This window comes from Flavobacteriales bacterium (assembly GCA_025210805.1).
Lineage (GTDB): Bacteria > Bacteroidota > Bacteroidia > Flavobacteriales > CAJXXR01 > JAOAQX01.
The window spans coordinates 27,268-54,134 of record JAOAQX010000001.1 but is presented as its reverse complement, the minus strand read 5'-3'; the positions used below and the strand labels follow the sequence as shown (position 1 = coordinate 54,134).

Here is a 26,867-nt window from a genome sequence, read left to right as displayed (position 1 = left end):
ATAAATCATCCTATATTTTTCAGTACATTTGTGAGTCTAAACCAAAAAATTAAAAATTTACTATGAAAGTAACCGTAGTTGGAGCTGGAAATGTAGGTGCTACTTGTGCCAATGTTCTTGCCCATAGAGAAGTTTGTAACGAAGTTGTACTACTTGACATCAAAGATGGATTTGCTGAAGGAAAAGCATTAGATATGTGGGAAACTTCGCCAATCAACTCATTTGACACAAGACTTGTAGGATCTACAAACGATTATACAAAAACAGCCAACTCTGATGTAGTTGTTATCACTTCTGGTATTCCAAGAAAACCAGGAATGAGTCGTGATGATCTTATCGCAACAAATGCTGGAATAGTAAAATCTGTTACAGAAAACGTTATTAAGCATTCACCTGAAGCTATTGTTATTTGTGTTTCCAATCCTTTGGACGTAATGACTTATGCTACTTACCTTACGGCGAATAAAAACTCTAGAAAAGTAATGGGAATGGCTGGTATCTTGGATACGGCACGTTACCGTTCTTTCTTGGCACTTGAGCTAAACTGTTCTCCAAAAGATATCCAAGCTGTTTTGATGGGTGGACATGGTGATACAATGGTACCACTTCCACGTTATACAACAGTGGGTGGAATTCCTGTAACAGAATTAGTATCTGAAGAAAGATTGGATGCAATTGTAGAAAGAACTAAGAAAGGTGGTGGAGAAATCGTAAACCTTCTTGGAACTTCTGGGTACTATGCACCTGGTGCTGCTGCTGCTCAAATGGTTGAAGCTATTGTAAAAGATCAAAAACGAATTTTCCCAGTTTGTACTTGGCTACAAGGTGAGTACGGAATGAATGATATCTATCTTGGAGTTCCTGTAAAATTAGGAAAAGAAGGGATTGAAGAAATCATCGAACTTGACCTAAACGAAGGTGAGAAAGAATTGCTAGAAAATTCTGCAACTGCCGTTCGTGGAGTAATGAAAGTATTAGACAATATGGATTTGTTCTAAGAAAAAATATACTACCTCCTTTCATAAAGCCTCTTTCATTTTTTGAAAGAGGCTTTTTTTGTCGATATTTTAAGGGTTCTTTAACATGAATCTATCGATATACCTTGTTCTACTTGTATTTTTTTTTGTAGTTTGCATGAATCTATATTATTCTGTATTTTTTTTATAGAATAGATAGCAGAATTTAAATTAATTATCCCTCAAAAATGAAACAAAATATACAATTAGCAAAAAACCGTGATACGGGTGCTTATATCACCGATGCCTTCAATTTTTTCTTTCAAGAAATAAAAGGTCTTTCCATTGGATTTATTACCATCTGTATTGTTCCTCTCATCTTTGCTATGGCAGGAATGTACCTAATTGTTACGGACTTAATCAATATAAATCTCAATGATTTAGAAAACTTCACGGATTATCTTTCAGGGACTGGTCTTCTAGGTATCGTACTCACGATGCTTGGGTATATGATCTTCTCGCTTTTTTATATCTTTTTTGTCCCTGTGTATATGAAGCTTTATTACCAAAAATCTTCTAGCCCAAGTGGTAGAGAAGTCTGGGATGAGCTTAAAAGTAATATGACAGCCATTCTTGTCTATGCTTTTCTTTCTTTAATTCTTCTTACTCCATTCTACGTTGTAGTAGCTATTGCCTCGGTCATTTCACTGATTACTATCGTGGGAATTTTTATTGTGATCACTTTTGTGATGAATTGGGTGGCATTGTCTTGGTTTGAATATATCAATATGGATACGCCTTCCTATTTTAAAGCTTTTGGATTAGCCTGGGATAAACATATCAAATCCAATTTTTGGCACAAGCTTTTTGCAGGGTTATTGATCATGATTATTTTATACATTGTTCAGTTTATGCTAAACAATGTTGTAATGATTCCCCTAAGTGGAAGCTTTGACTTTTTTCAAGATCCTGAAATAATGGGAGACCCAGAGGAAATTATGGATGCCTTTGGTGCCGTATTATCTGATAAGGCATTACTTCTTTTGTTTGTTCCATTGTATATTATTTCTACTATTCTACAAACACTTGTAGGACTTGTGTATTATGTATTAGTAGGTTTAATCTATTTCACTGGTGAAGTAGAAAATGGTACTTTATCAGAAGGTGGTACGGATGAAATGGATCAAATAGGAACTTTTCAAAGATAATTAGTTCTTGAAACAACCACTTTATATTATTTTATTCTTCCTCTTTGGTATTCAAATGAATTTTGCAAATACCTTGGATACTTATGAAACCTCGTTTATTCAATTAGAAAATAATGAGGTGGATACGCCTTTCTCAAAAGCCAGAAAAATTCATGACTCCTGGATTGGGAAAAGATATGAAGGAAAAGAATTTGAGTACGAAGAAGAAAAAGAAAAGAAAAAAGAAAAAAATAACTCCATTGATCTTGATCCCAATTTTGATTTTCTTGCAAAATTTCGTACCCTTTTAAAATGGCTTTTAATCATTGTATTTTGTATTGCTCTTCTATTTATACTCTATAAATTAATAAACAACGGTGGTTTTGCTGTTTTTTCTAGAGATAAAAACAATAGCAAAGTATATCACGAAGAAGAAGAAATAGAGGATATTCACTCTATTGATTTCTCAAAACAGATTGCCGTAAGAGAAAAAGAAGAAAATTACCGAGCTGCCATTCGCTGGCATTTCCTACAGAAAATACACAGCCTCGAAGAAAGCAATTGTATTGTTTGGAAGCCCAAAAAGACCAATCACGATTATCTTCATGAAATAAAAGACCTTGAAACTCAAAAGGCATTTAGAGAAATTGTACGTATTTATAATCATTTTTGGTTTGGTGAATACCCTGTTGACTCAGAGGATTATCAAAAAATTAAACGACTTTTTCAAAATTTCCAACCCGCTAAAGAAATTCAAAAATGAAAGGAAAATCAGGTTGGATAATTTTTGGAATCAGTGTTGTGCTTCTTCTTGGCTTAATCTTGCTGATAAACCCCAGCAAAGACATCAGCTGGGTAAAACATTTTAAACCAGACAAAAAAACGCCTTACGGAACATATATTGCTCACAAAGAAGCTCAGCAATTATTCTCAGAAGACATAGAAATAGTTTCTGATGCAAAATATTTCCATTACCAATACCCTGCTTATAGTGGTATAGACTCTTTGATTGAACAAAGCGAAGAACCTTTTAATTTAGTGATCGTCACAAATCACTTAAACACAACTTATGAAGATAGCTTACTTCAAAAAGTGGAAGAGGGAAAACTGAATCTTTTTATTGCTGCCAGTGATTTTGATTCATTTGAAGACTATGTTTCTGATCAAATCTATTTTACACGTGTAGATTTTAGCATAGAATTCGCAAGCAAAGACTCTAGTGTTATTGAAGACGGTTTCAACAAATTCGTTTACACAAAAAACGAATACTTTAGGTATCTAGAAAATGGTTATTTAACAGCAATAGAACCTTTGCTTTTTGAAGAACTATCAGATACTACCAAACCTGTAATTCAGGCGAGAATACAATATGGAAAAGGACAAATAATTTTCAACTCCTACCCTTTTGGACTCTCCAATTACGAGTTAAAAAAAGAAGAAAATAGTCGATTTTTAGAAAGTTCATTGGGTCATTTGCCAGATCTCAAAACCTATTGGGTCATTAAAGGAAAAAAACGAGAAGTAGCACATGAACAAACGGCTCTTTCTTATATTCTCAATCAAGAAAAACTTAAATATTCTTGGTATCTGCTTTTGATAGGAATTGCTTTGTATTTTCTTAATTATTTTAGGCGAGAACAAAACATTATCCCAGAACTAAAAAAACCAATTAACCGCTCCAAAGAATATATCCACACAATGGCTAGTTTATACTTTGACGAAGGCAATGTTATAGAACTTCAAGAACTTAAAGCCAATTATTTTTTGGAACAACTGAAAAAGAAATTCTATATTCACTATATAGATTTTAGCGAAGAAAGCATCCAGCTAATCCACCAAAAAACTCAAGCAGACATTGAGACTATTACTCTAGTCATAAACAATCTCAAAAGTATCCGTTCTAAAAAATATCTAAGTGAAAATCAATTTATTTACTTTAGTAGAAATATTGACAAGATCCTAAACGAATAAAATTATGGAAGAAGAAAATAAAATAGCATTTGAATCTAGAATTTCTCTTGAAAAAGTACAAGAAAACTACGAGCAAATAAAAACCGAGTTACGAAAAGTAATTGTAGGGCAAGATCGAATAATTGACCTATTGTTTGTATCTATCTTAGCCAATGGACATGTGCTTTTGGAAGGAGTACCTGGTGTAGCTAAAACACTTCTTATCAAATCAATTTCGAAAACATTGGGGGTAGATTTCAGCAGAATCCAGTTTACACCAGACCTTATGCCATCGGATATTCTAGGAACCAGTATTTTTGCGAAAGAAAAAGAACAATTTGTATTTAAAAAAGGTCCTATTTTTTCTAATACTATTCTTATTGATGAAATAAACCGAGCTCCAGCAAAAACACAGGCTGCACTTTTTGAAGTGATGGAGGAAGGTCAAATTACTATTGATGGAAAACGTTATGGAATGGAGTTTCCTTTCTTTGTATTAGCGACACAAAACCCCGTAGATCACGAAGGAACTTATAGGCTTCCAGAAGCTCAAATGGATCGTTTCCTTTTTAAACTTATCATGGGATATCCTAGTTTGGAAGATGAAATTCACATCTTAAATTTAGCAAACGAAGAAAATAACAAAAAACGTATTGAAGACATCCAAAGCATTTTATCTAGCAAGGATATTCAAGAACTTCAAAATTTAGTTTCTGAAGTAGTTATTGAGCAAAATTTATTAGAATATATTGCCAAAATAATTCAAAACACCCGAGAAAATCCCAATTTATTTTTAGGTGCATCCCCTAGAGCTAGTAAAGCACTTTTGGCTTCAGCCAAAGCATGGGCTCTATTACAAGGTCGTGATTTTGTGACTCCAGAAGATATCAAATATTTGGCTCCAGCTATTTTAGAACATCGAATTCATCTTACTCCTGAGCGTGAAATGGAAGGAATGGAAAATAGTCAAGTAATTGCGCTTATTTTGGACTCTATAGAAGTACCTCGCTAATGTTCTGGAAACATTTTTTCTTACATAGCCGATTTTTTATCGCCTTTGCTGTCGGGATTATTTCCCTGGTTTTCGGGCATTTTTATCCCTCGTTAACATATATCGTTTATGGGTATTGGCTTGTTTTTATCTTATTGGTTTTTGTAGATAGTATTTTACTTTTTGCCAAAAGAAATCTTTTTGTTGAGCGGAATACTGCCGATCGATTTTCTAATGGAGATCAAAACCCAATATGGCTTACGGTAGAAAATCATTATTCTTTTCCTATTCATCTCAAAATAATTGATGAAATACCTTTTCAATTTCAAAAGAGAGATTTTAAAATTCTTGCCCATATTGAAAAAGGCGAAAAGAAAACTTTAAAATATGAACTTCGTCCAATTTCTAGAGGTTTATACCATTTTAAAAATATTAATGTTTTCACTAAATCCCCTCTAGGATTAGTGGCTAGAAAATATATCTTTGAATGCCCTAAAAAAGTTCCCGTTTTTCCTTCTTTTCTAAAACTTAGAGATTTCCTTACCTTACTCTCTGAAAGCAACTTAAAAAAACATGGTGCAAAAAAAATCAGACGACTGGGACACACCATGGAATTTGAGCAAATAAAAGAATATACTCTTGGGGATGATATAAGGACAATCAACTGGAAAGCTACTGCAAAAAGAGATCATCTAATGATTAATCAATATCAAGATGAACGTAGCCAACAGGTATATATGCTTATTGATAAAGGGAGACTGATGCAAAATTCCTTTGAAGATTTAAGCTTATTAGACCACGCCATAAATACCTGTCTAGTTTTATCGCATATTATTCTAAGGAAGGATGACAAATTAGGCTTATTCACCTTTAGGAATAGAATTGAGAATCAAATTTTGGCAGATAACAAAATTGGACAATTGAACAAACTGCAAGAACAGCTGTATAGAATAGAGACCAACTATAAAGAAGCGGATTTCGGACTGCTCTACCGTGAGCTCAGAAATAAAGTTAAACAAAGGAGTTTATTGTTTCTTTTCACCAATTTTGAGGTAGAAAATGATTTAAATAGAAAACTCCCTTATCTTAAAGCAATTGCAAAAAATCATCAGCTTGTGGTCATTTTCTTTAAAAATGATGATATCCAAAAGGAAGCACAAATAGAACCCAAAACAGTTTATGAAACCTATTCTAAAGCCTCTTCTCAGGCTTATCAGCTCCAAAAAGAACTTATGGTAAAGAAACTTCATAAACAAGGGATCATAACGATCTATACACACCCAAGGAATATTACTACTAAAACAATTAATCAATATTTAAAACTGAAACAACAGAGTTTTTAGGAGTTCCACCACCTTGTATTAAAGAACAAAAAAAAGATACAATCTACAACAGATTATATCTTTCAATTTTTCACATTTTACTTTGTAAAATGTGCCCAGAACTGGACTCGAACCAGCACGAGCTAAAAACGCTCACAAGGCCCTCAACCTTGCGTGTCTACCAATTTCACCACCTGGGCGGATTCAAAAAAAGACTTCCTAAAGAAGTCTTTTCAACTTTGGTGTGACTTGGCTGGGGCTCGAACCCAGGACCCTCTCCTTAAAAGGGAGATGCTCTACCAACTGAGCTACCAAGTCATCTGTCGCTTACCGTAAAAGCGTTGCAAATATACACTCTCTAGAATAAAAAACAAGGCTAGAAGGCACTTTTTTTCATGCTTTTTTAGCCTTGTTTTGTAAACTATCTCATTATAAAAACTTTAATGATTAAAAAAAATTAAAGTTTTCGTTTCTTTAAATATGCTAGATCACCTTCTCTTTTCACTTTTTCTTTTTCTAAGGTTTCAATTGCATATTTAGAACGCTCGATATTTGTCTTCAATTCCACATTGTCCTTTTCATTATCGGCAATTCTATCTAGGTTTTTTTCTTTAGACCGAACTAATTTTTTGGCAGATTTTTCCATTTTTCTCAATTGTTTTTCTGCCGATTTTCTTGCATCTGTTCCAGAAGACAAAGTTTGAATTAAGGCTCTCTGATTATTGATGCTTTCATCATTCGTAATGATATCTGAATCTGTTTTAAGATTTGCCTCAGTCATAGATTTGTTCTTTTTGAGGTTTTTCTCAATATTAGATTCATATTTTGAGATTCTATTCTGATTCTTTTTAATGTCCTTCAAAATCCCCTTCAAATCGTCTTCTGTATCCTCTATTTGATCATCCATAGCGACATTAAAGGCCTTTGCTCCATAATTCATCAAAAACTGACGAATCATCATTGTATGGTTATTTAAAGAGTCCGCCAATGGAGTAAACTTATTATCTATTTCGTAAAACGATTCAATAATTACTTTTCCTCCTCTATCAAGAACTCGGCTGTAAATGTTCAGCTCATTATTGATCAAATCGGTAATTTTCCCGTCCAAGACCTCTACATCCGTATTATTCACGGCAGCTTTTACTTTTTTACGAGAAGTCAATTCTTTTACCCAGCTTGTTTTTGTTTTCTTATATTGAGCATCTTCTATGGTTAAAACAAAGGCAGCATGTTTACCTTTTCTCATCACCAAACTATCTGTTTGGATATTTACCTGTGCAGATATTTGTCCTACAAACAGTAATGCACATACAGTTATAAATGTTTTTTTCATCTTCTTTTAAAGTTTTTTGATTTTAACTACTGATATCATCAAAATTCCATGAATAACATAGAACATAAGCCAAATTACGGAATTAATGCCCAAATATTCAAATAAAAAGAACAATGGAGGCAAAACTAAGCTAACTGGTACTGGAACGCCTTCGAAATACTTTCCGCCATCAGTTGTTCCCGTAACATTAAATCTTGCTAAACGCAGAATTCCTGCAAGAACATAGAGTGCTAGAATGATGAAATTCCATTCTACTTGGTCCTTCGTTACCATAAATGCAAAAAATGCAGGAGCGGTTACAAAGCTTATTAAATCACAAAGAGAATCTAACTGTACTCCAAATTCTGAAGAAAGATTCATTTTTCGAGCTACTCGCCCATCAAACAGATCGAAAATAGCCCCCAAAATAATCAAACCAGCCGCAAGCTCAAACCTGCCATAATAACTAGCGAAAATGGATAAAATACCACTAAGTGCATTTCCTAGGGAGATATAATCGGGTATATTGACAAAGTTTCGAATGTCATTTTTACTTCTTGTCATAAGTTTTGTATGTTTTGTTCATAAAATTTTTTTACTTCCTTTTTGAGTGAAGCTGGTCTAATGATTTTCACACCATCAAGGTTTGCTAACACAAATCTTTTTAAAGGCTCTAGACTATGAACTTTCACCTTTAAATCAAACGAATTTTTACTTCTTCTTGTGAGCGAGTTTTCTATTTTTCGGTATTGTTCTTTTAATAAAATAGCTGTTTTGTGATTGAGCATCATCTGCACAGATATTTTTTTGGTTCCCGAAAAATTAAATACATCTTTTTCTGATATTACTTTTCCTTCTGTGTATTTCTGCGGGGCATCGGGCATTAAATAAATATATTCGGCTCGGTTAATCTTGAAAGTCTTAACAATCTCTGGCTGACGAATATCTATGGCTCTTATGGATTCATAATTTTCATCAAAACCAATAGGTTCTACTACTCTTTCCGAAACAGAATTACTGTTTATAGAATGATAATTGTGTAAAGTTAATCTACACTTCAACTTTAAAGCTTCTGTACAAATAGAGACTTTTTTGGATTGATTTGCCTCCACAATATTATCTGCAAAATAATGAATATCTTCAGAGATTTTTAGCTTTTTAATCAAAGAGGTTTTCAATGGATTTTTTTCGTCCAATGAAGATAATACTTGTTGAATAACTTGTGCTTCTTCCACAGAAAAATTGGTTCCCTCTTCTTCAAATTCTTGAACGATAAAATAACGTTTATCCTGTCCAATATCTATCTGATAGCCTATTTCTTCAAGTAAATTAAAATATCTAAAAATAGATCTCCGACTGATATCGAGTTTTATTTCAAGCTCCTCCATCGTGGGTCTTGGGTAGGATTTTAGAATTTGAATTAACCGAAAAACCCTTAATATTTTTTGCTGCGCAATCATTTGGCTTTTGTAATACTTTTAATGGCTTCTGCACTCACCATTGCACCAAATAAAGCAGGCATATAGGACATGGTTCCATAAAATGACTTTTTAAAATTACTTCCGTCTGTAAGTTGTAAAGAGTCTTTTATATTTTGTTCTGTAGAAAACACGACTCTAATTCCTTTGTTTATACTTCTTTTTTTGAGACGTTTTCTTATTTGTTTAGCAAATTTACAATGATAAGTTTTAGAAATATCGGTCACTTTTATTTTGCTAGCATCTATCTTTCCTCCTGCTCCCATGCTACTTGCCACTTTTACTTTATTGTGCTTACAAGCAACTAAAAGATTTAATTTTGGCGATACAGAATCAATACAGTCTATTACAAAATCCATTTTTTCGTCTACTATTTCATAAGCTGATTCAGGACTCAAAAATTCGTCACGAACTGTTAAATCGAGCTCAGGATTTATGTCCAATAATCGTTCTTTCATGTATTGTGCTTTAGACATTCCTTCTGTGGATTTTAATGCACAAAGTTGACGATTTCTATTTGTAGGATCTACTACGTCTCCATCAACTATGGTCATTTTCCCCACTCCTGCACGAGCGATAAACTCGGCTGCAAAAGATCCTACACCACCAAGACCTACAACTAATACGTGAGATTTATTGAGTTTTTTCATGGCTTTTTCACCAGTGATGAGTGTCATGCGCTCTAGCCAATCTGTGTTTTCCATCATTTTCCTAAAAAAGTTTTTTTGTTTTCTATGATTATTTTTTGAAGTTCCGATAGAGGAATATTTAAACTTTGAGATGCTCTGTCATAAAGTCCCTTTATCGATTCATTTTTCTGATTGTCGGTTTCTAAAAAGCAGTTTTTAAAATTTCTTTCCTTTAAGAATTCTATGAGATCTGTAGCCATTTTATCAAAAAAACTTCCAAATGACAGATAAAACCCTTTTTCTAGTAAATCTTTAGCTAAATGTTTACTCTTTCTAAAACCATGAAAAAGTACCCTCTGTTGATTCTTTTGATTTTTTAAAATTTCTACACACTCTTGATGTGTCTTGACTGCGTGAATAACAAGTGGTTTATTCAGTAAATTGGCAAGCTGAATATGTTTAATGAATAGTTCTTTTTGAGCATCACCATATTGATGAAGTTTATCTAATCCTGTCTCTCCTATTGCCTTACATAAAGGATTCTCGGCTACTTTCTTCACACTGCTCCACCACTCATTACTAGCATCTTCTGTATCCCAAGGATGAATAGAGACTGAAAATGGAGTGGAATTGACTAACTTTTTTCCATCATTTTGAAGCAACACCCAAGAATCTTCATGATCCTGCAAATTATGAGTATGAATATCCACCCAAATAGATGTGTTGCTATTCGAGATATGCACCTTTTTCTTCTCCTTTTAAAATGACTCGTACGTGCTCATGTGAGCTCGTACTTAAACGTAAACCTGTGTAGTCTGACTGAATAGGGAATCTATTATGGTTTCTATCAATCAAAATAGCGGTATTGAGTTTTTTTATCGGACCTTGTAACAGATGTTTTATTCCATAGATCAAAGTTTTTCCAGAATTCAAAACATCATCAACCAAAATAATCACTTTATCCTTAATCACGTTCACCTCCAAGTCTGAGGTAATTGCATTATCAAAAGGGATGTTTTTATCGATTTTTATCTCTGCTAGAATCGTATTCAATTCCGATATTTCTTCAATTTTTTCGGATAGTTTTTTTGCCAACTCAAAACCATTTCCGTTTATCCCTGCAATAACTATTTCCTTTTCTTGATAATTAGTTTCATAAACTTGCCAAGCTATTCTTGTCCATTTATGTTCTATCTGTTTTTCGTCTAGTATCTTCGTTTTCATAGCAAGCCTTATTCCTCTGAGTTTTCCTTAATTTTATCTTCTGTTCGTGCTTCCACTTTTGTAACATAGTATTTACTATCTCCCATCCAAGGAAAAGTTCCATAGCGTTCTATATACTTTAGCCTTACTGTTTTCCCTTGTAAATCTATTAATTGTTGAATCACTTCTTCTTCGCTTTTTTCTACTGAAAATTTAAAACGAAGATTCTCTGAAATCCCCTGACTTAACTCACCTTCCCATGTCTTAAAAATCATCCCTTTTCTACTTATTTTCACCAATTCTCCAGAACGGAAACCATCACTAAAGTGTAGGTAATAAATAGCTGAAAAATACCCTACGATAAGAAGGATTAACAGACTTACAAATATTATGATTGCTTTTTTCATCTCTTATTGTTCGTTTTAAGATTTTACTAAATTATCTTCTTTTAAAGAGCTCAACAAATTTTTTGCCGAATTAATCGTTTTTACTTCATCAAAGACCACACTAAGGCGATTATTCTTTTGTTTTAAACGGCATTTCTTTCCCATTCCTTGAACTTTCATCAATATATTCTGGAAGATTTCAGACTGGTAATATGGAGATTCGGTATCAGAAACGAAGTATAGAATCATCTTATTCGATTTTAAAACAACCTTCTCTATTCCAAGATCTTTACCCATCCATTTTAAAGGAATAGAAGCAATCAAATTTTGAGTTTTTACAGGTACTGTTCCAAACCGATCTTCTAGAATAGTTTCAAACTCGTTTAAGTCATCTTCATTAGTAGCTTTGTTTAATTTATGATATAAATTGAGTCTTTCAGAAATCACTGACACATAATCAGTAGGAATTAATAATTCAAAATCTGTGTCTATTTGGCAGTCTGAAAGATATTCTATTTCCCCTTCATCTTCATACAGTTCTTTAAATTCGTTTTCTTTTAGCTCTTTTACCGCTTCCGCCAATATTTTGTTATACGTTTCAAATCCTATATCATTGATAAACCCACTTTGTTCTCCTCCTAACAAATCTCCTGCACCACGAATTTCTAAATCTTTCATGGCTATATGGAACCCGCTTCCTAGGTCAGAAAACTGCTGTAAGGCTTGTAGTCTTTTTTTAGCTTCTGTACTAAGATTTGAGAGTGGTGGCGAAATTAAATAGGCATAAGCTTTTTTATTGGAACGTCCTACTCTTCCACGCATTTGGTGTAAGTCTGATAATCCAAAGTTTTGTGCATTGAGCACTAAAATGGTATTGGCATTTGGTACATCAAGCCCATTTTCTATAATGGAAGTAGCTACGAGTACATCTGATTCTCCTTCTATGAAACTCATCATTATCTGTTCTAGCTTATTTCCTTCCATTTGCCCATGACCGATGGAAACACGAGCATCTGGAGCAAGTCTTTGAACCATTCCTGCCACTTCTTTGATATTTTCTACCCTGTTATTTATCAAATACACTTGTCCTCCTCTATCCAGCTCATACCTTATTGCGTCTCGAATAGTTTCTTCGTTAAAACCAATGAGCCTAGTATCCACTGGGTATCTATTTGCTGGCGGCGTATTAATTACCGATAAATCTCTTGCTGCCATTAGGGAGAATTGTAAAGTTCTAGGTATTGGTGTTGCAGTTAGAGTAAGGGTATCTATATTTGCTTTCAAAGATTTCAGTTTATCTTTTATGGCTACTCCAAATTTTTGTTCTTCATCAATTATGAGTAATCCCAGATCTTTAAACTTGATGTCTTTTCCTACAATTCTATGTGTTCCTATAATGATATCTACCTTTCCATCTTTTAAGCGTTGAATCGTTTCTTTTTGTTGTTTAGCAGTTCTAAAACGATTGATATAGTCGATATTACAAGGTAAATTTTTAAGCCTTTTCTTAAAAGATTTATAATGCTGAAGTGCTAAAATGGTGGTGGGAACAAGAACTACAACCTGTTTTGAGTCACACACAGCTTTAAATGCTGCACGAATAGCTACTTCTGTTTTTCCAAATCCTACATCTCCACAAACTAATCGATCCATAGGCATAGGATTTTCCATGTCTCGCTTTACATCTTCTATAGCTTTTCCTTGGTCTTCTGTTTCTTCGAAAATAAAACTTGCTTCTAACTCATGCATCAAGTAATTATCAGGCGCATAAGAAAAACCTTTCGCAGTTTTTCGCTTGGCATATACTTGAATCAAATCATAGGCAATCTTCTTGATCTTGGATTTCGTTTTGCTCTTTAATTTAGACCACTTTGGCGAGCCTAATTGATTAATTGATGGAACCGTTCCTTCTTTTCCATTAAATTTCGAAATCTTGTGAAGCGAGTGTATAGATACATATAGTAAATCATTATTCTTATAAATAATTTTTATTACTTCTTGTTTTTTTCCATTAACATCCATTTTTTGAAGTCCACCATATTTCCCTATTCCATGATCTATATGAGAGACATAATCACCTATTTCCAATTTTGTAAGTTCCTCAATATTAAATTGATTCTTCTTAAAATCTTGATTTTTTAATTTATACTTGTGATATCTCTCAAATATTTGATGATCTGTAAGCACAATGGTATTCTCTAACTCGAACCCCTGATAAAGAGAAAGTAATAAAGGAATATATTTTACTTCCGTTTCGCCTATTTTTTCAAATATTTCTTCAAATCGTTGGATTTGCTTTTGGTTTGCACAACAGAGATAGACCATTTTACCTTCGGTACTCCAATCTGTTAATTGCTTAGACATCCATTCAAAATCTCTATTGAATCCTCGTTGAGGCTTTATAGAAAAATCAAAAAAGGGCGCTTTTTTATCAAATATTTGAGAACCAAATTCTATACTATTTTTTTTAAGAACTTCATTTACAAAATCTTTCCCTGTTAAATAGAGTTTCTGAGGCTCTGCAAGTGCTATTGTGGATTCTAAGTTTTTGGTTTGGTATTTTTCAGAAGCTTGTACAAATCTTTTATCCAGTTGTTCTTTTATATTCTGGATATTTTTAATCCATCTTTGAGATTCATTGGAGAAATATTCCAAAAAAGAAACCCGAGATTCGTTTTCCTTTACTTCAATATTGGGAATAATTTCAATACTTGTGTGTTTCTCCACAGAGACCTGAGAAGAAGGATCAAAAGTCCTTATACTTTCTATTTCGTCATCAAATAACTGAATTCTGAACGGAAAATCATCCGAAAAGGAAAAAACATCGACTATTTCTCCCCTAACAGAAAACTGTCCTGGCTCAAAAACGTAATCTACTCTTTCAAAATGATAGGTATTTAAATACTCGGTTAAAAATTCTAGATCTATTTTATCACCACAATTCACTGCTTGCTTTACAGATTGGAAGGATTTTTTATCCACTACTTTTTCAAAAAGTGCATCGGGATAAGTAACAACGATCTTGGGCTGATCAGACTTTTGGAGACCTTGTATTGCTTCGGCTCTAAAAAGGATATTGGCATTTTCTACTTCTTCTATCTCATAATAGTTCCTATAAGAACTTGGGAAGAAAAAGCAATTTTCATCACCTACAAATTGCTGAAAATCATTTAATAGATATACGGCTTCGTCTTTATCTTCAACTATAACTAACTGATGTGCATTAGTTTTTAATAATTGTCCATAAACCTGAACCGACAACCAAGAATGAGCAAGTCCTTTACTCGTTTTCAATTGCTCTTTATTTTGTTCCAAGAAATCTTGAAACAGAACAGAGTTTTCTTGATTTAATAAGTTTTCAATGAATTTTTGTGAAGTCATATCTAAAAATTTCCAATAGCAAGAACTCTTTTAGAATGGAATCTAGAAGAGTTTATCAAAATTAATATATACCGATTACTTGCTAAAATCACTCTCTTATATTATTGTGTTCATAATTGAGTTTTAGTAATGTATCGGCATGATACCTATCGGTAAATTTACACTAGAAATGGAATTATTTACTATTATTCTTAATATTCTTTTTAAAAAATTAACGTGCGTACGAAAGTTTAAAGCAAAAAAAAGGATGCCCTAGGTTAGGCATCCTTTAAAGAAAAGTGAAAAAAACTATTTACTAATAGCAAGTTTAAATGTAGAAGCTTGTCCGTTTTCAGTTGAAACATTCATTGTGTAAAGACCTTGTTTAAGATCAGACACATCTAATTTCAATGAAGAACCTTGCGATGCTACATTAAGTGATTTTACAAGTTGTCCTGCATTGTTATAAACTGTTACAGCAACCTCACCATCAACATCTTGAGTAAATGGTACCGTTACAGTAGTAGTAGCAGGGTTAGGATAAGCTGATCCTTTTTCTGAAATCTCATTTTCATCAACTCCAATACCAACTAATCCTACTTGGATAGCAGGAATCATATCCTGTCCATATCCTGCTGAGAATCCTACAGATTGATCAGAAGCACTATATAGAGAAGCTTTTGGTAAATCAAAATTAGCTTGATCTCCACCGATAACTTCATTATAACGTCTTGTAAATAGGTAATTTCTAGAATCATCGTAACCTGTTGACATACCAGCCTCTGGCATTACACAAACTTGGTAACGAATAGAAGGATCAACTTCGATATCACCTGGTAAAGAAACTAGTACATTTTGACCTCTTTCTGAATCATTTGTATAAGCGTATTCGTTTGAAGTTACTTCATCACGATCTGTTAAATCATCTTCATTCCATTCATATACTCTAACAGTAGCAGTTTTACCTACAATACCAGAACCTCCCATATTAATAATAGCATGGTCAAATTTTACAGTACTTTCTTCCATTTTTGGAAACTTAAAAGTAATACAAGCTTCACCATCTGGTACAGAAGCTGGATGTGTTACAAAGAAGTCAGGATCCATATTTCCGTTTTCATCCAAACGGATATATGAAAGATCAATATCTTCATTAGACACCATCATTTTATCTGAGAATGTGTTATCATCCATATCATTATCTGTTGAATCAGAAGTAACGGTATAAGTGATTACATATTCAGCATTAGCCGTGAATTCAGCTGCCATAAAATCTGGTAAAAGAAAAGACTCTACAGAGTCGCTCATTAATGAAGCCACAGGTTGAGTCGTAACATCATATACTACAGTTCCATTTTTAGTTATTTTAGCGTTTAACTGAACATTAGTAGCGGTGTTTTTCCCAACATTTCTAACCCAAGTACCTACAGGAATAACAATATCATTTGAATCTGTCAATACTGTTTTAGGCATTTTAGAGTAAGGCATAATTGCGTTGTCTCCACTTTTACTAATTAAGTCATTTCTCAACACTTTGTTTCCTACTTTATTCCCCATAAAAACTTTGCAGGTACCTGCATTGATATGAGGGCGAAGAGCTTCACCTTGAGTAGAAGAAATCATCATCATAGGAATAGTCACGTTTTCAGAAACTGCATTTCCTCCGATAACTCCATAGCTTAAAGAAGTTCCTCCAAGTGTTCCAAATGAAGCATTTGAATCAATAACAATTAAAGCAATTGCTCCAGCATTTTGAGCATTTAATGCTTTATCTGCAAAAGAACATTGCCCTCTAAAAAGCACCCCTATTTTACCAGCAACATTACTTGTTGTAATAGGCCCACATCCTAGAGAATCTGAAGATTGAAGATATATCAAAGAACCCTCCAAACCGTTAGTATCTACCTTTAAGTTTAAAGCAGGAGCACCTTGTTTACCCCAACCATAAGAAGGATCGTTATAAAGTAAAGAATCTACTTTTTGTTCTGCAGCGCTTGGCTCAATAACAAAAAGTTCTGGATCAGCTTCATTTTGTGCAAAAGCTCCAAATCCAGTAAACATTGCTGCTACAGCAAATAAAATTTTCTTCATGAGTAATTAAGTTTAAGTTTTTTCTAATCCCAAATTTAAGCAATTATCTTCTAATTTTTAAGAAATTATCAAATTTTAATGAATTTTCACTAAAATATTTTGGTCAATTTCTAAAATCAGTTTTTCAATTGAAACTTTTGAAAATGAGCGATACTATCACAATTTTGGACTTCGAAAACGTATTTTTTTTGAAAAAAAGAAGTTTCGAGAAAATATTCCTTACAAGGTTTGGCTTCTCTGTTTTTTACCGAGGCTTCCAGTTCTTGAGCTTCAAACTTTTTTTCTAGCATTTCTTGAGAAACACCTTCTTTTTTCATTTGCAAAGTAAAACTATCACTATATGTCTTCTGTTTTTTTGCAATATTACTTACGATTCTTTCAGAAGGGAAATACGTTCCTTTGTATCCTGTTTTTGCCCAGATGGCTTTTACTAATATTATCCCTAAGATAATTCCTATGGCATAATACATGAGTTTTTTCTTAAGACTCATTTTGTTTTAAAATTTTGGAAAAAAGATTGATAAATTGGTATATGGAAGGTCAAATGTTTTGCTAATAAACTCATTTGTGGTCTTTCCTTTTAATGCGTACAGACTATTCCTAAGGTTTATATTTCCGTAAATAGTGTTTTGAATTCCTCCTTGCTCACCTATTTCTAGTAAAATTGGTGCAAAAATATTACTCAGAGCATAGGATGCTGTATAAGGTACTGATGATGCAATATTTGGCACACAATAATGGGTTACTCCATATTTTTTGTAGGTAGGGTTTTCTAATGTTGTCACTTCCGAGGTTTCTGAACACCCTCCCCTGTCTATGGATACATCTATTAATATAGCTCCATCTTTCATTTGTTGAACATGATGATCAAAGATGACCATTGGGCATCTTCCTGTTGTACCTCTTATTGCTCCTATAACCACATCAGCGTTAAGTAGCGCTTTTTCTAATTCTTTTGGCTTTATTAGAGCCGTGTAGACTCTCTGCTGGAATAAATTCTGAAAACGACGTAATCTTTGAATATTTGAATCGAATACTTTTACAGATGCTCCTAAACCCAGTGCACTTCTTGTGGCATACTCTGCTACAGTTCCTGATCCTAGAATAACTACCTCTGATGGTGGAATCCCAACTACAGCTCCTAATAACTTTCCTTTAGCATTAGGTGCACTTCCTAAATAATAACTGGCGAGTTGAATTACTGAGTTTCCTGCGATTTCACTCATGGAACGAACCACAGCAAAGGTATCATGATTATCCTTGAGTAATTCGAAGGCTATTGCTGTTATTTTTTTTCTCTGGAGTGCTTTGAAATATGCTCCATTAACCAGCTGAAGTGGTAGCGCTGAGATTAACAAAGCCCCTACAGACATCATTTCTATTTCTTCTATGGTAGGAGGATTCATTTTCAGGACGACTTGGGTGGAAAAAATCTCTTTTGACGAATAGATAATCTGAGCTCCAACCTCAGAATAATCATTGTCCGTATATCCTGCAGAAACCCCTGCTCCTGTTTCAATAAGAATTTCAAATCCATTTTTCACTAACAAATCAACTCCTTCTGGAATCAAAGGAACACGTCTTTCTGCTGAGTCTTGTTCTTTTGGCACTCCGATACTCAAGCTTTTTTTTGCTTTTTGTATTTCAAGAGTTTCTTCACTTGGAAGGAAAAATGAGGATGAATTTAATTCTTTATTCATATCGATCAAATTATTCCCAAAATTACAAAAGAAAAACCCCCGAAACAAGTTCTTGTTTGAATCGAGGGTTGTCTATAATTCAGAATAGATAAGCTTATGATAATCCTTTGATTACTCCATTTTCATCAATATCCATTCCTTCTGCGGCAGGAATACTTGGCAATCCAGGCATTCTCATTACTTTTCCTGCAATAGGAATTAAAAATCCTGCTCCATTTGCTACTTCAATGTCTCTGATGTGGATTACAAAACCTGTTGGACGTCCAACGAGTTTTGCATCATCTGAAAAAGAATACTGAGTTTTTGCCATACAAATAGGAAGATGATCTAAGTCTATTGCTTTTATTTGCTTTAAGAGTTTTTTAGCTTTTGTTGAGTATTGCACGCCATCGGCTCCATAAATATTTTTGGCAATAGTTTCTATTTTCTCTTCTATAGATTTATCGAGATCATAGAGTGCCTGATAATTTGACTCTTCTTTTGAAATTTCATCTACAACAGCTTGTGCTAAATCTTGACATCCATTTCCTCCATTTGCCCATCCATCACTTAGCGCTGCTTGTACATTATATGCTAAACATTTTTCTTTTATAAAGTCTATTTCTTTAGTGGTATCTGTTGGGAATTTATTAATTGCTACAACTGGATTTATTCCAAATTGACGCATATTATCTATATGTTTATAGAGGTTTTCCATTCCTTTTTCTATGGCTGTCATATTAGATTCTTTTAGTTGATCTTTTGGCACACCTCCATGAAATTTCAATGCTTTTACTGTTGCCACTATTACAATAGCTTTTGGATTCAAGTTTCCATATCTACACTTTAGGTTTAGAAATTTTTCGGCACCTAAGTCTCCTCCAAAACCTGCTTCTGTTACTACATAGTCGGCATAAGAAAGCCCCATTTTTGTCGCCAAAATAGAATTTGTTCCCTGTGCAATATTTGCAAACGGTCCCCCATGAATTATCGCTGGATTTCCTTCTAGAGTTTGTACTAGATTTGGCTTTATGGCATCTTTAAGCAACATTGCCATAGCTCCTGTTACATTTAAGCTTTTTGCAAATACTGGTTTTTTTTCAAAGGTAAACCCTACCAAAATATTGTCTATTCTTTGTTTAAGATCTTCTATTCCATTTGCCATACAGAGTATTGCCATAATCTCTGATGCTGGAGTAATGTTAAAACCGTCTTGACGTGGAATTCCATTCGCAGTTCCTCCTAGCCCTATGGTAATATCTCGTAATGCACGGTCATTCATGTCCATTACTCTTTTCCAAAGAATAGTTCGTGGATCAATATTTAGGCTTCGTTTTGCGTTTTGAAGGTTGTTATCAATTGCGGCTGCTAATAAATTGTTTGCCTTTTCAATTGCCGAAAAATCTCCTGTAAAATGAAGATTGATGTCTTCCATAGGAACTATTTGAGAATATCCTCCACCTGCTGCTCCTCCTTTCATTCCAAAAACTGGACCTAATGAAGGTTCTCTTAATACAGCTATTGAATTCTGACCTATTTTATTTAGACCATCATTCAAACCTATAGAAACCGTGGTTTTTCCTTCTCCAGATGGTGTTGGAGAAATGGCTGTTACTAAAATTAGGTTACTATTTTTTTGATGATCAGTGTTTATTAATGATAGTGGTAATTTTGCTTTATACTTCCCATAAAGCTCTATTTCTTCAATATCAACACCAAGTTTTGTGGCGATATCCACAATGGGTTCCATCGTATTTTCTTGCGCTATTTTAAGATCTATGTTCATTTCTGAGATTTTTGCTCAAATGTAGGAATTCAAACTTTATTCAAAATGATTTTAACCATTATTTTTTGGTGATTTTAATCATAAAAAAAGCACAAGAAATTCTTGTGCTTTTTGGGTGTTTTTTCAAATTAGAAAGACTCTATAGGTTTTCTAAAATAAATTTTGTCATTTTATTATACAAATGGACTCTTGTATTTCCGTTGTTTCCACCATAAATTCCGTGATTTTTATCTGGGTATATTTCTGAGTCAAAATCTTTATTTTCGGAAATTAATTTTGTCATCATTTCTATTGCGTTTTGATAATGGACATTATCATCGGCAGAACCATGAATTAATAAATACTTACCTTTAAGCTTTTTAGCATGATGAATGGGTGAATTCAAATCATATCCTTTTGCGTTTTCTTGAGGTGTTCTCATATATCTTTCTGTGTAGATACTGTCATAATAACGCCAGTTTGTTACTGGAGCTACTGCAATTGCCATTTTAAACTCTTTATTTCCTTGAAACAAACAATTTGATGACATATATCCTCCATAAGACCATCCCCAAATTCCTATCCGACCTCCATCTACATAAGGCAATGAAGCTAAATACTTATTAGCGTCTATTTGATCTTCTGTTTCTAATTTTCCTAATTGTAAATAAGTTCGTTTCTTGAAATCACTTCCTCGTCCTCCTGTTCCTTGGTTATCAAAACAAGCAATTATGTATCCGTAATCTGCAAGCATTTGATACCACATAAAGTTTCCTCTTGGATCAAATTTATCGAGTACCATTTGAGATCCTGGTCCTCCATAAAGATACATCAAGACTGGGTATTTTTTCTTAGGGTCAAAATCTCTTGGCTTAATCATATATCCATGTAAGTCCACCCCAGATCTATTGGTAAAAACTACAAATTCCTTTTTGGATACTTTTAAATTCTTTAACTGGTCTCTCAGTCTTTTTGAGTGTTTTAAAGTCCTTAAATTATTACCTTTATTATCTCTAAGTGTGATAATATTGGGCGTATTCACATTACTATAATGATCTATAAAATATTCGAAACTTTTACTAAAACTAGCATCATGTGTCCCGTCTTGCTTAGTAAGCTCTATAATTTTTTTAGTTCCCAGTTGTGTTTTATATATTTTCCTTTGTAAGTGTGAAGCTTTGGTAGACTGAAAATAAAGTGTTCTTGTTTTTTCATTTATTCCATAAAACTTTGTCACCTCCCATTTACCTTTGGTAATTTGTTTTTTCTCTTTTCCTTTTATATCATATAGATACAAATGTCTATACCCATCTCTTTCTGATGACCAGATAAAACTTTTTCCATTTTTTAGAAAAGTTAAATCATCGTGTATTTCTACATAAGCTTTGTCTGTTTCTGTAAAAAGCACTTTTGCAGATCCTTCATGAGCATTTACCAAGAGGAAATCAAGTTTATTTTGGTGTCTATTCATTCTTTGAACAGTCAATAGTTTTGGATTTTTAGACCATTTAATTCTTGGAATATAAAATTCATTTTCCGAGGCTACTGGTGCTTCAAATTTATCTTCACTGTTGATATCATAAATCCAAATGCTTACTTCAGAATTTTTCTCTCCAGCTTTTGGATATTTAAATATATCCTGACTTGGGTAAAGTTGTTGATTGAACATATCCATGGAAAAGTATGGAACTTTGGATTCATCAAATCGGTAATAAGCTATTTTGGTTCCATCTGCATTCCATTGGAAAGCTTTATTAAAGCCAAATTCTTCTTCATAAACCCAATCTGGAGCTCCGTTAATTATTTCTTCTTCTTTTCCATCATTAGTAACTTGACTAATTTTTCCAGACTCTAGGTGTTTTATATACAGATTTCGATCTTTTACAAAAGCTATTTTTTTAGAATCTGGAGAAAAAGTTGCGAGCATTTGTTTTCCCTCTGCTACTTTTTCTACTTGTTTAGTGGCTCGATCATAGATATAGAAATCTGCCTTAAAACTATGGCGGTAAATATTTTCTCTATTTGCTGTAAGGAGAATTTTTGTTTCATCGGCATTAAATTCATAGGAACTAAAATAGATTCCATCAAGATCCTCTGAGCTTAATACGACCTCTTGTAGTTTTTGAAAATGGTAATCATATTTATGAATTTCGGTTTTGCTTCTTCCAAATTCTTGGGTGGTATAATGCAAACCATCATCCATGGAACGAATTCCAGAAATATAATCTTGCCTATACTTTCCTTTTTTCCAAATATCTTCCTGTGATATTTCTGATTCTTGGGCGAATACAAATCCTGAAAGAATACTTCCTAGTATTAATAGTATTTTCTTCATTTTATTTTGTTGGTCTCAATTACGTTTTATCGGTTTTCGCTTTGTGAAAAAATATTTTTTCACAAAGCCGTGTAGGTAAATTTAATGATTTTGAATGATATTTTAAGCTAATAAAATTTCTACCTACTTTTTTCGCATAAAAAAAACCTGAGAACAGTTATAGCTCTCAGGTTTTGTTTTTGTTATTTTTCTTTTTCTGTTTACTCAGAAATTATGTCAAATCCACAATAAGGGATAAGCACTTCAGGGATCTTAACACCTTCAGGCGTTTGATAATTTTCTAGAATAGTTGCCAAGATCCTTGGTAATGCCAACGAACTTCCATTCAAAGTATGACACAATTCATTTTTCTTGGTTTCTTTATTTTTATATCTACACTTGAGTCTATTGGCTTGGTAGGCTTCAAAGTTTGACACAGAGCTTACCTCTAACCATCTTTCTTGTGCAGTTGAATAGATTTCAAAATCATAAGTAATTGCCGAGGTAAACCCAAGATCTCCTCCACAAAGCCTTACAATTCGATATGGCAATCCTAAATTATTGACTAATTTCTCAACATGAGCTACCATTTCTTTTAATGCTTTTTCAGACTCCGATGGCTTTGTAATTTGTACAATTTCCACCTTTTCAAACTGATGTAATCTATTCAACCCGCGAACATGAGCACCATAAGATCCGGCCTCTCTTCTAAAACAAGGAGAATAAGCTGTCATTTTCACAGGAAGTTCTTTTTCTTGCAAAAGCACATCTCTGTACATATTTGTCACAGGAACTTCTGAAGTTGGAATAAGGTACAAATCATCTTTTTCATTGTGATACATTTGTCCTTCTTTGTCTGGTAATTGTCCAGTACCATATCCTGATGCTTCATTAATTACAAATGGAGGAATTACTTCGCTATATCCTGCATCGCGGTTAAAATCAAGAAAATAATTAATCAAAGCTCTTTGTAAACGAGCCCCTTTTCCTAAATAAAATGGAAAACCTGCTCCTGTTACTTTTGCCCCGAGCTGAAAATCAATTAACTTAAATTTTTCGGCAATTTCCCAATGAGGCTCTGCTACTTTTAATGAAGGGACAACGCCACCTTCCTTTATCATCACATTCTCACTATCATCTTTCCCTAGAGGAACGATTTCTTGAGGCAAATTTGGCAACTGACGAAGCGCTCCAACAAGCTTTTCACTCACTTCAATACTTTCAGGTTTCAAAGCTTTTATTCGAGCACTAATTTCTTGAGTTTGTTTCTTTACCTCCTGAGCTTCTTCTACTTTACCAGCCTTAAAAAGTCCTCCTATTTGCTTGGAAAGATCATTGGACTGAGCATTCAAAGAATCCATTTCTTGCTGAATGGACTTTCTTTTATCATCTAATCCGATAACTTCATCTATCAAATGAAAATCATTGAAAGTTACTCGCTTTTTGAGCCCCTCAATAAGTCTTTCCCTATTCTCTCTAATAAAAGGTACTTGTAACATGGTAAAATATTTTTTAAGAAGCAACAAAATTAGCCGTTCCAAGTCCAAAAAACAAGAATAATAGAAGAAAAAAAGCAGAAAAATGATAGAAAATGTTTGACAAAAATGTAGAATACGATAAAAATTCGTATATTTGGTAGAACAAAGCATATTTTCTACAAAAATGTCAAACAAAAAACCCATACCATACCCAGAATTCGACGAAGATGATTACAAAGTAACTATGACCAAGTTTTGGAGAGCAGTTTTAGTAGGCGATATTGTAAATTCAAGACAAGAAAATCCCGAAATATACCTAAACGAACTTAAAACCGTACTTCACCAATACGCAAAATACAAAAATGATTATCAAATATATAGAGGAGACAGCTTTCAAATCCGTGTAGAACCCGAAAAAGCCTTTATTTGTGCTTGTCATTTAAAAGCAGCCATCAAAAAACACAAAAAACTCGATATCAAAATTTCCATAGGAATAGGTTATGAAGAAGTCTATAGTAACCGTGTTGCAGAGTCAAGCGGTTCTGCCTATTTATACTCAGGAGACAGGTTTGACATGATAGGCAAAAATTTACTCGTCATACAATCCAGTGATGCAGTATATAATCAAACCATGAATCTCATTTTTGGTCTATTCATGCACATTGCAAATAACTGGCAACCTGCCATGGCATACATCATTTCCGAAAGACTAAAACACCCAAATAAAACTCTTAGAGAACTCTCTCCAATCGTAAAAAAATCTCATAGTACTATTTCCACAGCTCTTAAAAGAGGCTCTTTCAAAGAACTTCAAAAAGTAAACAAGTATTATATTCAAAAAACGAAAGAGATATGTCAATAATTATCCTTAAAATACTGATTGCACATTTTTTAGGAGACTTCGCTCTTCAGCCAACACATTGGGTAAAAGATAAAAATAAGAAGAAAATTCGATCTAAATATCTATACCTCCACACCTTAATTCATTTCCTTTTATTAGCAATTATTTTCTTGTTCAATTTTGAATATTTGGAAATCATTATCGGAGTTACTGTTGGGCATTTTCTCATTGATATTTTAAAAATTACTTTCTTATCAAAATCAATAAAAAATTGGTCTTTTTGGGTCGATCAACTTCTTCATATAGCATTAATTTTATTTCTTGCTTTTACCTTTTTCAATGGAGCTATAAAATGGGAACTTCTTAACAGTATTAAAGTTTGGGCAATCATTTTTGGGGTAATTTTCTTGCTTTTTGCTTCTCCTATCATTATGAAACAAATCATGCAGTTTTGGTTTTTCTCAGAAGACAAAGAAAAAGATTCTCTTAAAAATGCGGGTATGATTATAGGGGTTCTAGAGCGACTTTTTGTTTTTGCTTTTATTCTTCTGTCTGAATGGAGTGCTATTGGACTTTTAATTGCAGCCAAGAGTGTTTTTCGTTTTGGAGATTTATCAAGGGCTAAAGACCGAAAACTTACAGAGTATATTTTGATAGGTACTTTATTTAGTTTTGGAATTGCTTTTGTTATTGGAGTTTTTGTAAGGCGCTATTTTTAAATTCTTTGAGAAGAATAAATACTCGCCTTACCAGATACAAAAAAAGCAATATAAACTGCCACAAAGATAAAGACACTATGTTGCCAACCAAACAATTCGCCTCCCATCAGAAAACAGGCTAAAGGTGTATTCGTAGCTCCAGAAAATACTGCAACAAACCCCATAGCAGCAAGTAGAGCAAACGGAATTGGGACAAAAATACTTAAAGCTGATCCCAAAGTAGCACCAATAAAAAACAAGGGTGTTACTTCTCCTCCTTTGAAACCCGCCCCGAGAATAAACGTTGTAAGTAATAACTTGAAAATAAAATCATAAGACAAAGAAGGCTCGATAAAAGCAGACTCTATAACTTCAACTCCTAAACCGAGATAACGGGTATTTCCTGAAAGTAAAATTGGAATCATAAAAATAATCCCACCAATAACTGGGTACCAAAAAGATTTAAGAGGAATACGCTTAAATAAAGCTCCAAAATAATGACTTAACTTGGCAAAAAGCCAAGCAGTAGCACCAAAAAGCACCGAAACAATAAGAATCCAAAACACTGTTTCAAAAGACCAATCATCAAAAACAGGAACCAAGAAATGAGCATGATGAACAGGATATAAATTACAAGAGAAATCAGCTACAAAAGCCACCAGAACACTTGGCAACAGATAATTTATTTGAAAACGCCCTCTTTTAAATACTTCTATACCGAAAATTGCTCCTGCTAAAGGTGTTCCAAAAACTGATGCAAAACCTGCCGAAACTCCTAAAATCATCAATAAAGATCTATTTGGATTAAGCCACTTAAACAAAGCTCCGAGCCAATCGGATATTACCCCTCCCATTTGCACTGCCGAACCTTCTCTTCCTACAGAACCACCAAAAACATGAGTAATTGTTGTTCCCACTAAAACTAGGGGAGCCATTAACCAAGGGAGTCTCTTTGTTGGATCAAAAAACTGATCGATGATTAAATTATTTCCTTTTTCGGACTCCTTACTGCCATAGAAATACAAAATTCCACTTAGCAAACCTCCTAAAGGTAAAAGAGCTACCAACCAAAAATTTTGAGATCGTACCTCAAAAGCCCATTCCAACGCTAAAAGCAAAACTGCTGAAGCACTTCCCACCGAAAAACCAATGAGAAGAATCATCAACAGAAATCCTAAAATATCTTTAAAGTTTTTAAAGTTATGAAATTGGAGTAACCGCATCAAA

Annotated in this window: 23 protein-coding genes and 2 tRNA genes; 8 read left to right on the top strand and 17 right to left on the bottom strand. The window is 33.5% G+C overall.

Going from position 1 to position 26,867, the window contains the following annotated elements; translation table 11 throughout:
• Positions 1-62: 62 nt before the first annotated feature.
• The 6 genes from mdh (at position 63) to N4A45_00170 (ending at position 6,427) form a co-directional block, all read left to right on the top strand.
• Positions 63-998 (top strand): malate dehydrogenase, encoded by a 936-nt coding sequence (gene mdh / locus N4A45_00195; protein ID MCT4663632.1) that lies wholly within the window; start codon positions 63-65, stop codon positions 996-998.
• Positions 999-1,204: 206 nt separating this feature from the next.
• Positions 1,205-2,164, top strand: coding sequence for a hypothetical protein (locus N4A45_00190; GenBank protein ID MCT4663631.1), 960 nt, complete (start codon positions 1,205-1,207; stop codon positions 2,162-2,164).
• 7 nt (positions 2,165-2,171) lie between these two features.
• Positions 2,172-2,906 (top strand): DUF4129 domain-containing protein, encoded by a 735-nt coding sequence (locus N4A45_00185; GenBank protein ID MCT4663630.1) that lies wholly within the window; start codon positions 2,172-2,174, stop codon positions 2,904-2,906.
• A complete protein-coding gene (locus N4A45_00180; GenBank protein MCT4663629.1) occupies positions 2,903-4,114 on the top strand; it encodes a hypothetical protein in 1,212 nt (403 codons plus the stop codon). The genes N4A45_00185 and N4A45_00180 overlap by 4 nt, the downstream gene beginning before the upstream one ends.
• A 4-nt stretch (positions 4,115-4,118) precedes the next feature.
• Positions 4,119-5,105, top strand: a complete 987-nt coding sequence (locus tag N4A45_00175; protein MCT4663628.1) for a MoxR family ATPase — start codon at positions 4,119-4,121, stop codon at positions 5,103-5,105.
• Positions 5,105-6,427, top strand: a complete 1,323-nt coding sequence (locus N4A45_00170) for a DUF58 domain-containing protein (protein MCT4663627.1) — start codon at positions 5,105-5,107, stop codon at positions 6,425-6,427. Before N4A45_00175 ends, N4A45_00170 begins: the two co-directional genes overlap by 1 nt.
• A gap of 92 nt (positions 6,428-6,519) precedes the next feature.
• On the opposite strand, the gene N4A45_00165 is transcribed toward N4A45_00170, so the two are convergent.
• The 16 genes from N4A45_00165 to serS form a co-directional block, all read right to left on the bottom strand.
• Positions 6,520-6,606, bottom strand: a tRNA-Leu gene (locus N4A45_00165).
• Positions 6,607-6,651: 45 nt separating this feature from the next.
• A tRNA-Lys gene (locus N4A45_00160) sits at positions 6,652-6,724 on the bottom strand.
• Positions 6,725-6,863: 139 nt separating this feature from the next.
• On the bottom strand, positions 6,864-7,739 hold the full coding sequence (locus tag N4A45_00155; protein ID MCT4663626.1) for a hypothetical protein: 876 nt from the start codon (positions 7,737-7,739) through the stop codon (positions 6,864-6,866).
• A 6-nt stretch (positions 7,740-7,745) separates the two neighbouring features.
• On the bottom strand, positions 7,746-8,282 hold the full coding sequence (gene pssA / locus N4A45_00150; protein MCT4663625.1) for a CDP-diacylglycerol--serine O-phosphatidyltransferase: 537 nt from the start codon (positions 8,280-8,282) through the stop codon (positions 7,746-7,748).
• On the bottom strand, positions 8,279-9,178 hold the full coding sequence (locus N4A45_00145; GenBank protein MCT4663624.1) for a WYL domain-containing protein: 900 nt from the start codon (positions 9,176-9,178) through the stop codon (positions 8,279-8,281). The genes pssA and N4A45_00145 overlap by 4 nt, the downstream gene beginning before the upstream one ends.
• Positions 9,175-9,900 (bottom strand): tRNA threonylcarbamoyladenosine dehydratase, encoded by a 726-nt coding sequence (locus N4A45_00140; GenBank protein MCT4663623.1) that lies wholly within the window; start codon positions 9,898-9,900, stop codon positions 9,175-9,177. The genes N4A45_00145 and N4A45_00140 overlap by 4 nt, the downstream gene beginning before the upstream one ends.
• The gene (locus N4A45_00135; protein MCT4663622.1) at positions 9,900-10,535 is read right to left on the bottom strand and encodes a TatD family hydrolase; all 636 of its coding nucleotides are present in this window, start codon (positions 10,533-10,535) and stop codon (positions 9,900-9,902) included. Before N4A45_00135 ends, N4A45_00140 begins: the two co-directional genes overlap by 1 nt.
• A gap of 16 nt (positions 10,536-10,551) precedes the next feature.
• Positions 10,552-11,049, bottom strand: coding sequence for a phosphoribosyltransferase family protein (locus N4A45_00130; GenBank protein ID MCT4663621.1), 498 nt, complete (start codon positions 11,047-11,049; stop codon positions 10,552-10,554).
• Between the two features lie 8 nt (positions 11,050-11,057).
• Positions 11,058-11,435 (bottom strand): 6-phosphogluconate dehydrogenase, encoded by a 378-nt coding sequence (locus N4A45_00125; GenBank protein ID MCT4663620.1) that lies wholly within the window; start codon positions 11,433-11,435, stop codon positions 11,058-11,060.
• Between the two features lie 15 nt (positions 11,436-11,450).
• Positions 11,451-14,795: a transcription-repair coupling factor gene (mfd, locus tag N4A45_00120; GenBank protein MCT4663619.1), complete on the bottom strand. Its 3,345-nt coding sequence runs from the start codon at positions 14,793-14,795 to the stop codon at positions 11,451-11,453.
• 288 nt (positions 14,796-15,083) lie between these two features.
• Entirely contained in the window at positions 15,084-16,865 is a 1,782-nt protein-coding gene (locus tag N4A45_00115) for a T9SS type A sorting domain-containing protein (GenBank protein MCT4663618.1), read from the bottom strand.
• Between the two features lie 116 nt (positions 16,866-16,981).
• On the bottom strand, positions 16,982-17,356 hold the full coding sequence (locus N4A45_00110) for a hypothetical protein (GenBank protein ID MCT4663617.1): 375 nt from the start codon (positions 17,354-17,356) through the stop codon (positions 16,982-16,984).
• A gap of 6 nt (positions 17,357-17,362) precedes the next feature.
• Positions 17,363-18,565 carry an alanine dehydrogenase gene (locus N4A45_00105; protein MCT4663616.1) on the bottom strand — a complete coding sequence of 401 codons (1,203 nt, stop codon included), beginning with the start codon at positions 18,563-18,565 and terminating at the stop codon, positions 17,363-17,365.
• 94 nt (positions 18,566-18,659) lie between these two features.
• The gene (locus tag N4A45_00100) at positions 18,660-20,330 is read right to left on the bottom strand and encodes a formate--tetrahydrofolate ligase (GenBank protein MCT4663615.1); all 1,671 of its coding nucleotides are present in this window, start codon (positions 20,328-20,330) and stop codon (positions 18,660-18,662) included.
• A 139-nt stretch (positions 20,331-20,469) separates the two neighbouring features.
• Positions 20,470-22,644: a S9 family peptidase gene (locus tag N4A45_00095; protein ID MCT4663614.1), complete on the bottom strand. Its 2,175-nt coding sequence runs from the start codon at positions 22,642-22,644 to the stop codon at positions 20,470-20,472.
• 200 nt (positions 22,645-22,844) lie between these two features.
• Positions 22,845-24,122 carry a serine--tRNA ligase gene (gene serS / locus N4A45_00090; protein ID MCT4663613.1) on the bottom strand — a complete coding sequence of 426 codons (1,278 nt, stop codon included), beginning with the start codon at positions 24,120-24,122 and terminating at the stop codon, positions 22,845-22,847.
• Positions 24,123-24,285: 163 nt separating this feature from the next.
• Between serS and N4A45_00085 the strand changes: the two genes are divergently transcribed.
• Both N4A45_00085 and N4A45_00080 read left to right on the top strand, forming a co-directional pair.
• On the top strand, positions 24,286-24,963 hold the full coding sequence (locus N4A45_00085; protein ID MCT4663612.1) for a SatD family protein: 678 nt from the start codon (positions 24,286-24,288) through the stop codon (positions 24,961-24,963).
• A complete protein-coding gene (locus N4A45_00080; protein MCT4663611.1) occupies positions 24,954-25,661 on the top strand; it encodes a DUF3307 domain-containing protein in 708 nt (235 codons plus the stop codon). Before N4A45_00085 ends, N4A45_00080 begins: the two co-directional genes overlap by 10 nt.
• Here the strand turns inward: N4A45_00080 and N4A45_00075 are convergent.
• On the bottom strand, positions 25,658-26,863 hold the full coding sequence (locus N4A45_00075; protein ID MCT4663610.1) for a chloride channel protein: 1,206 nt from the start codon (positions 26,861-26,863) through the stop codon (positions 25,658-25,660). The genes N4A45_00080 and N4A45_00075 overlap by 4 nt on opposite strands.
• Positions 26,864-26,867: the final 4 nt, after the last annotated feature.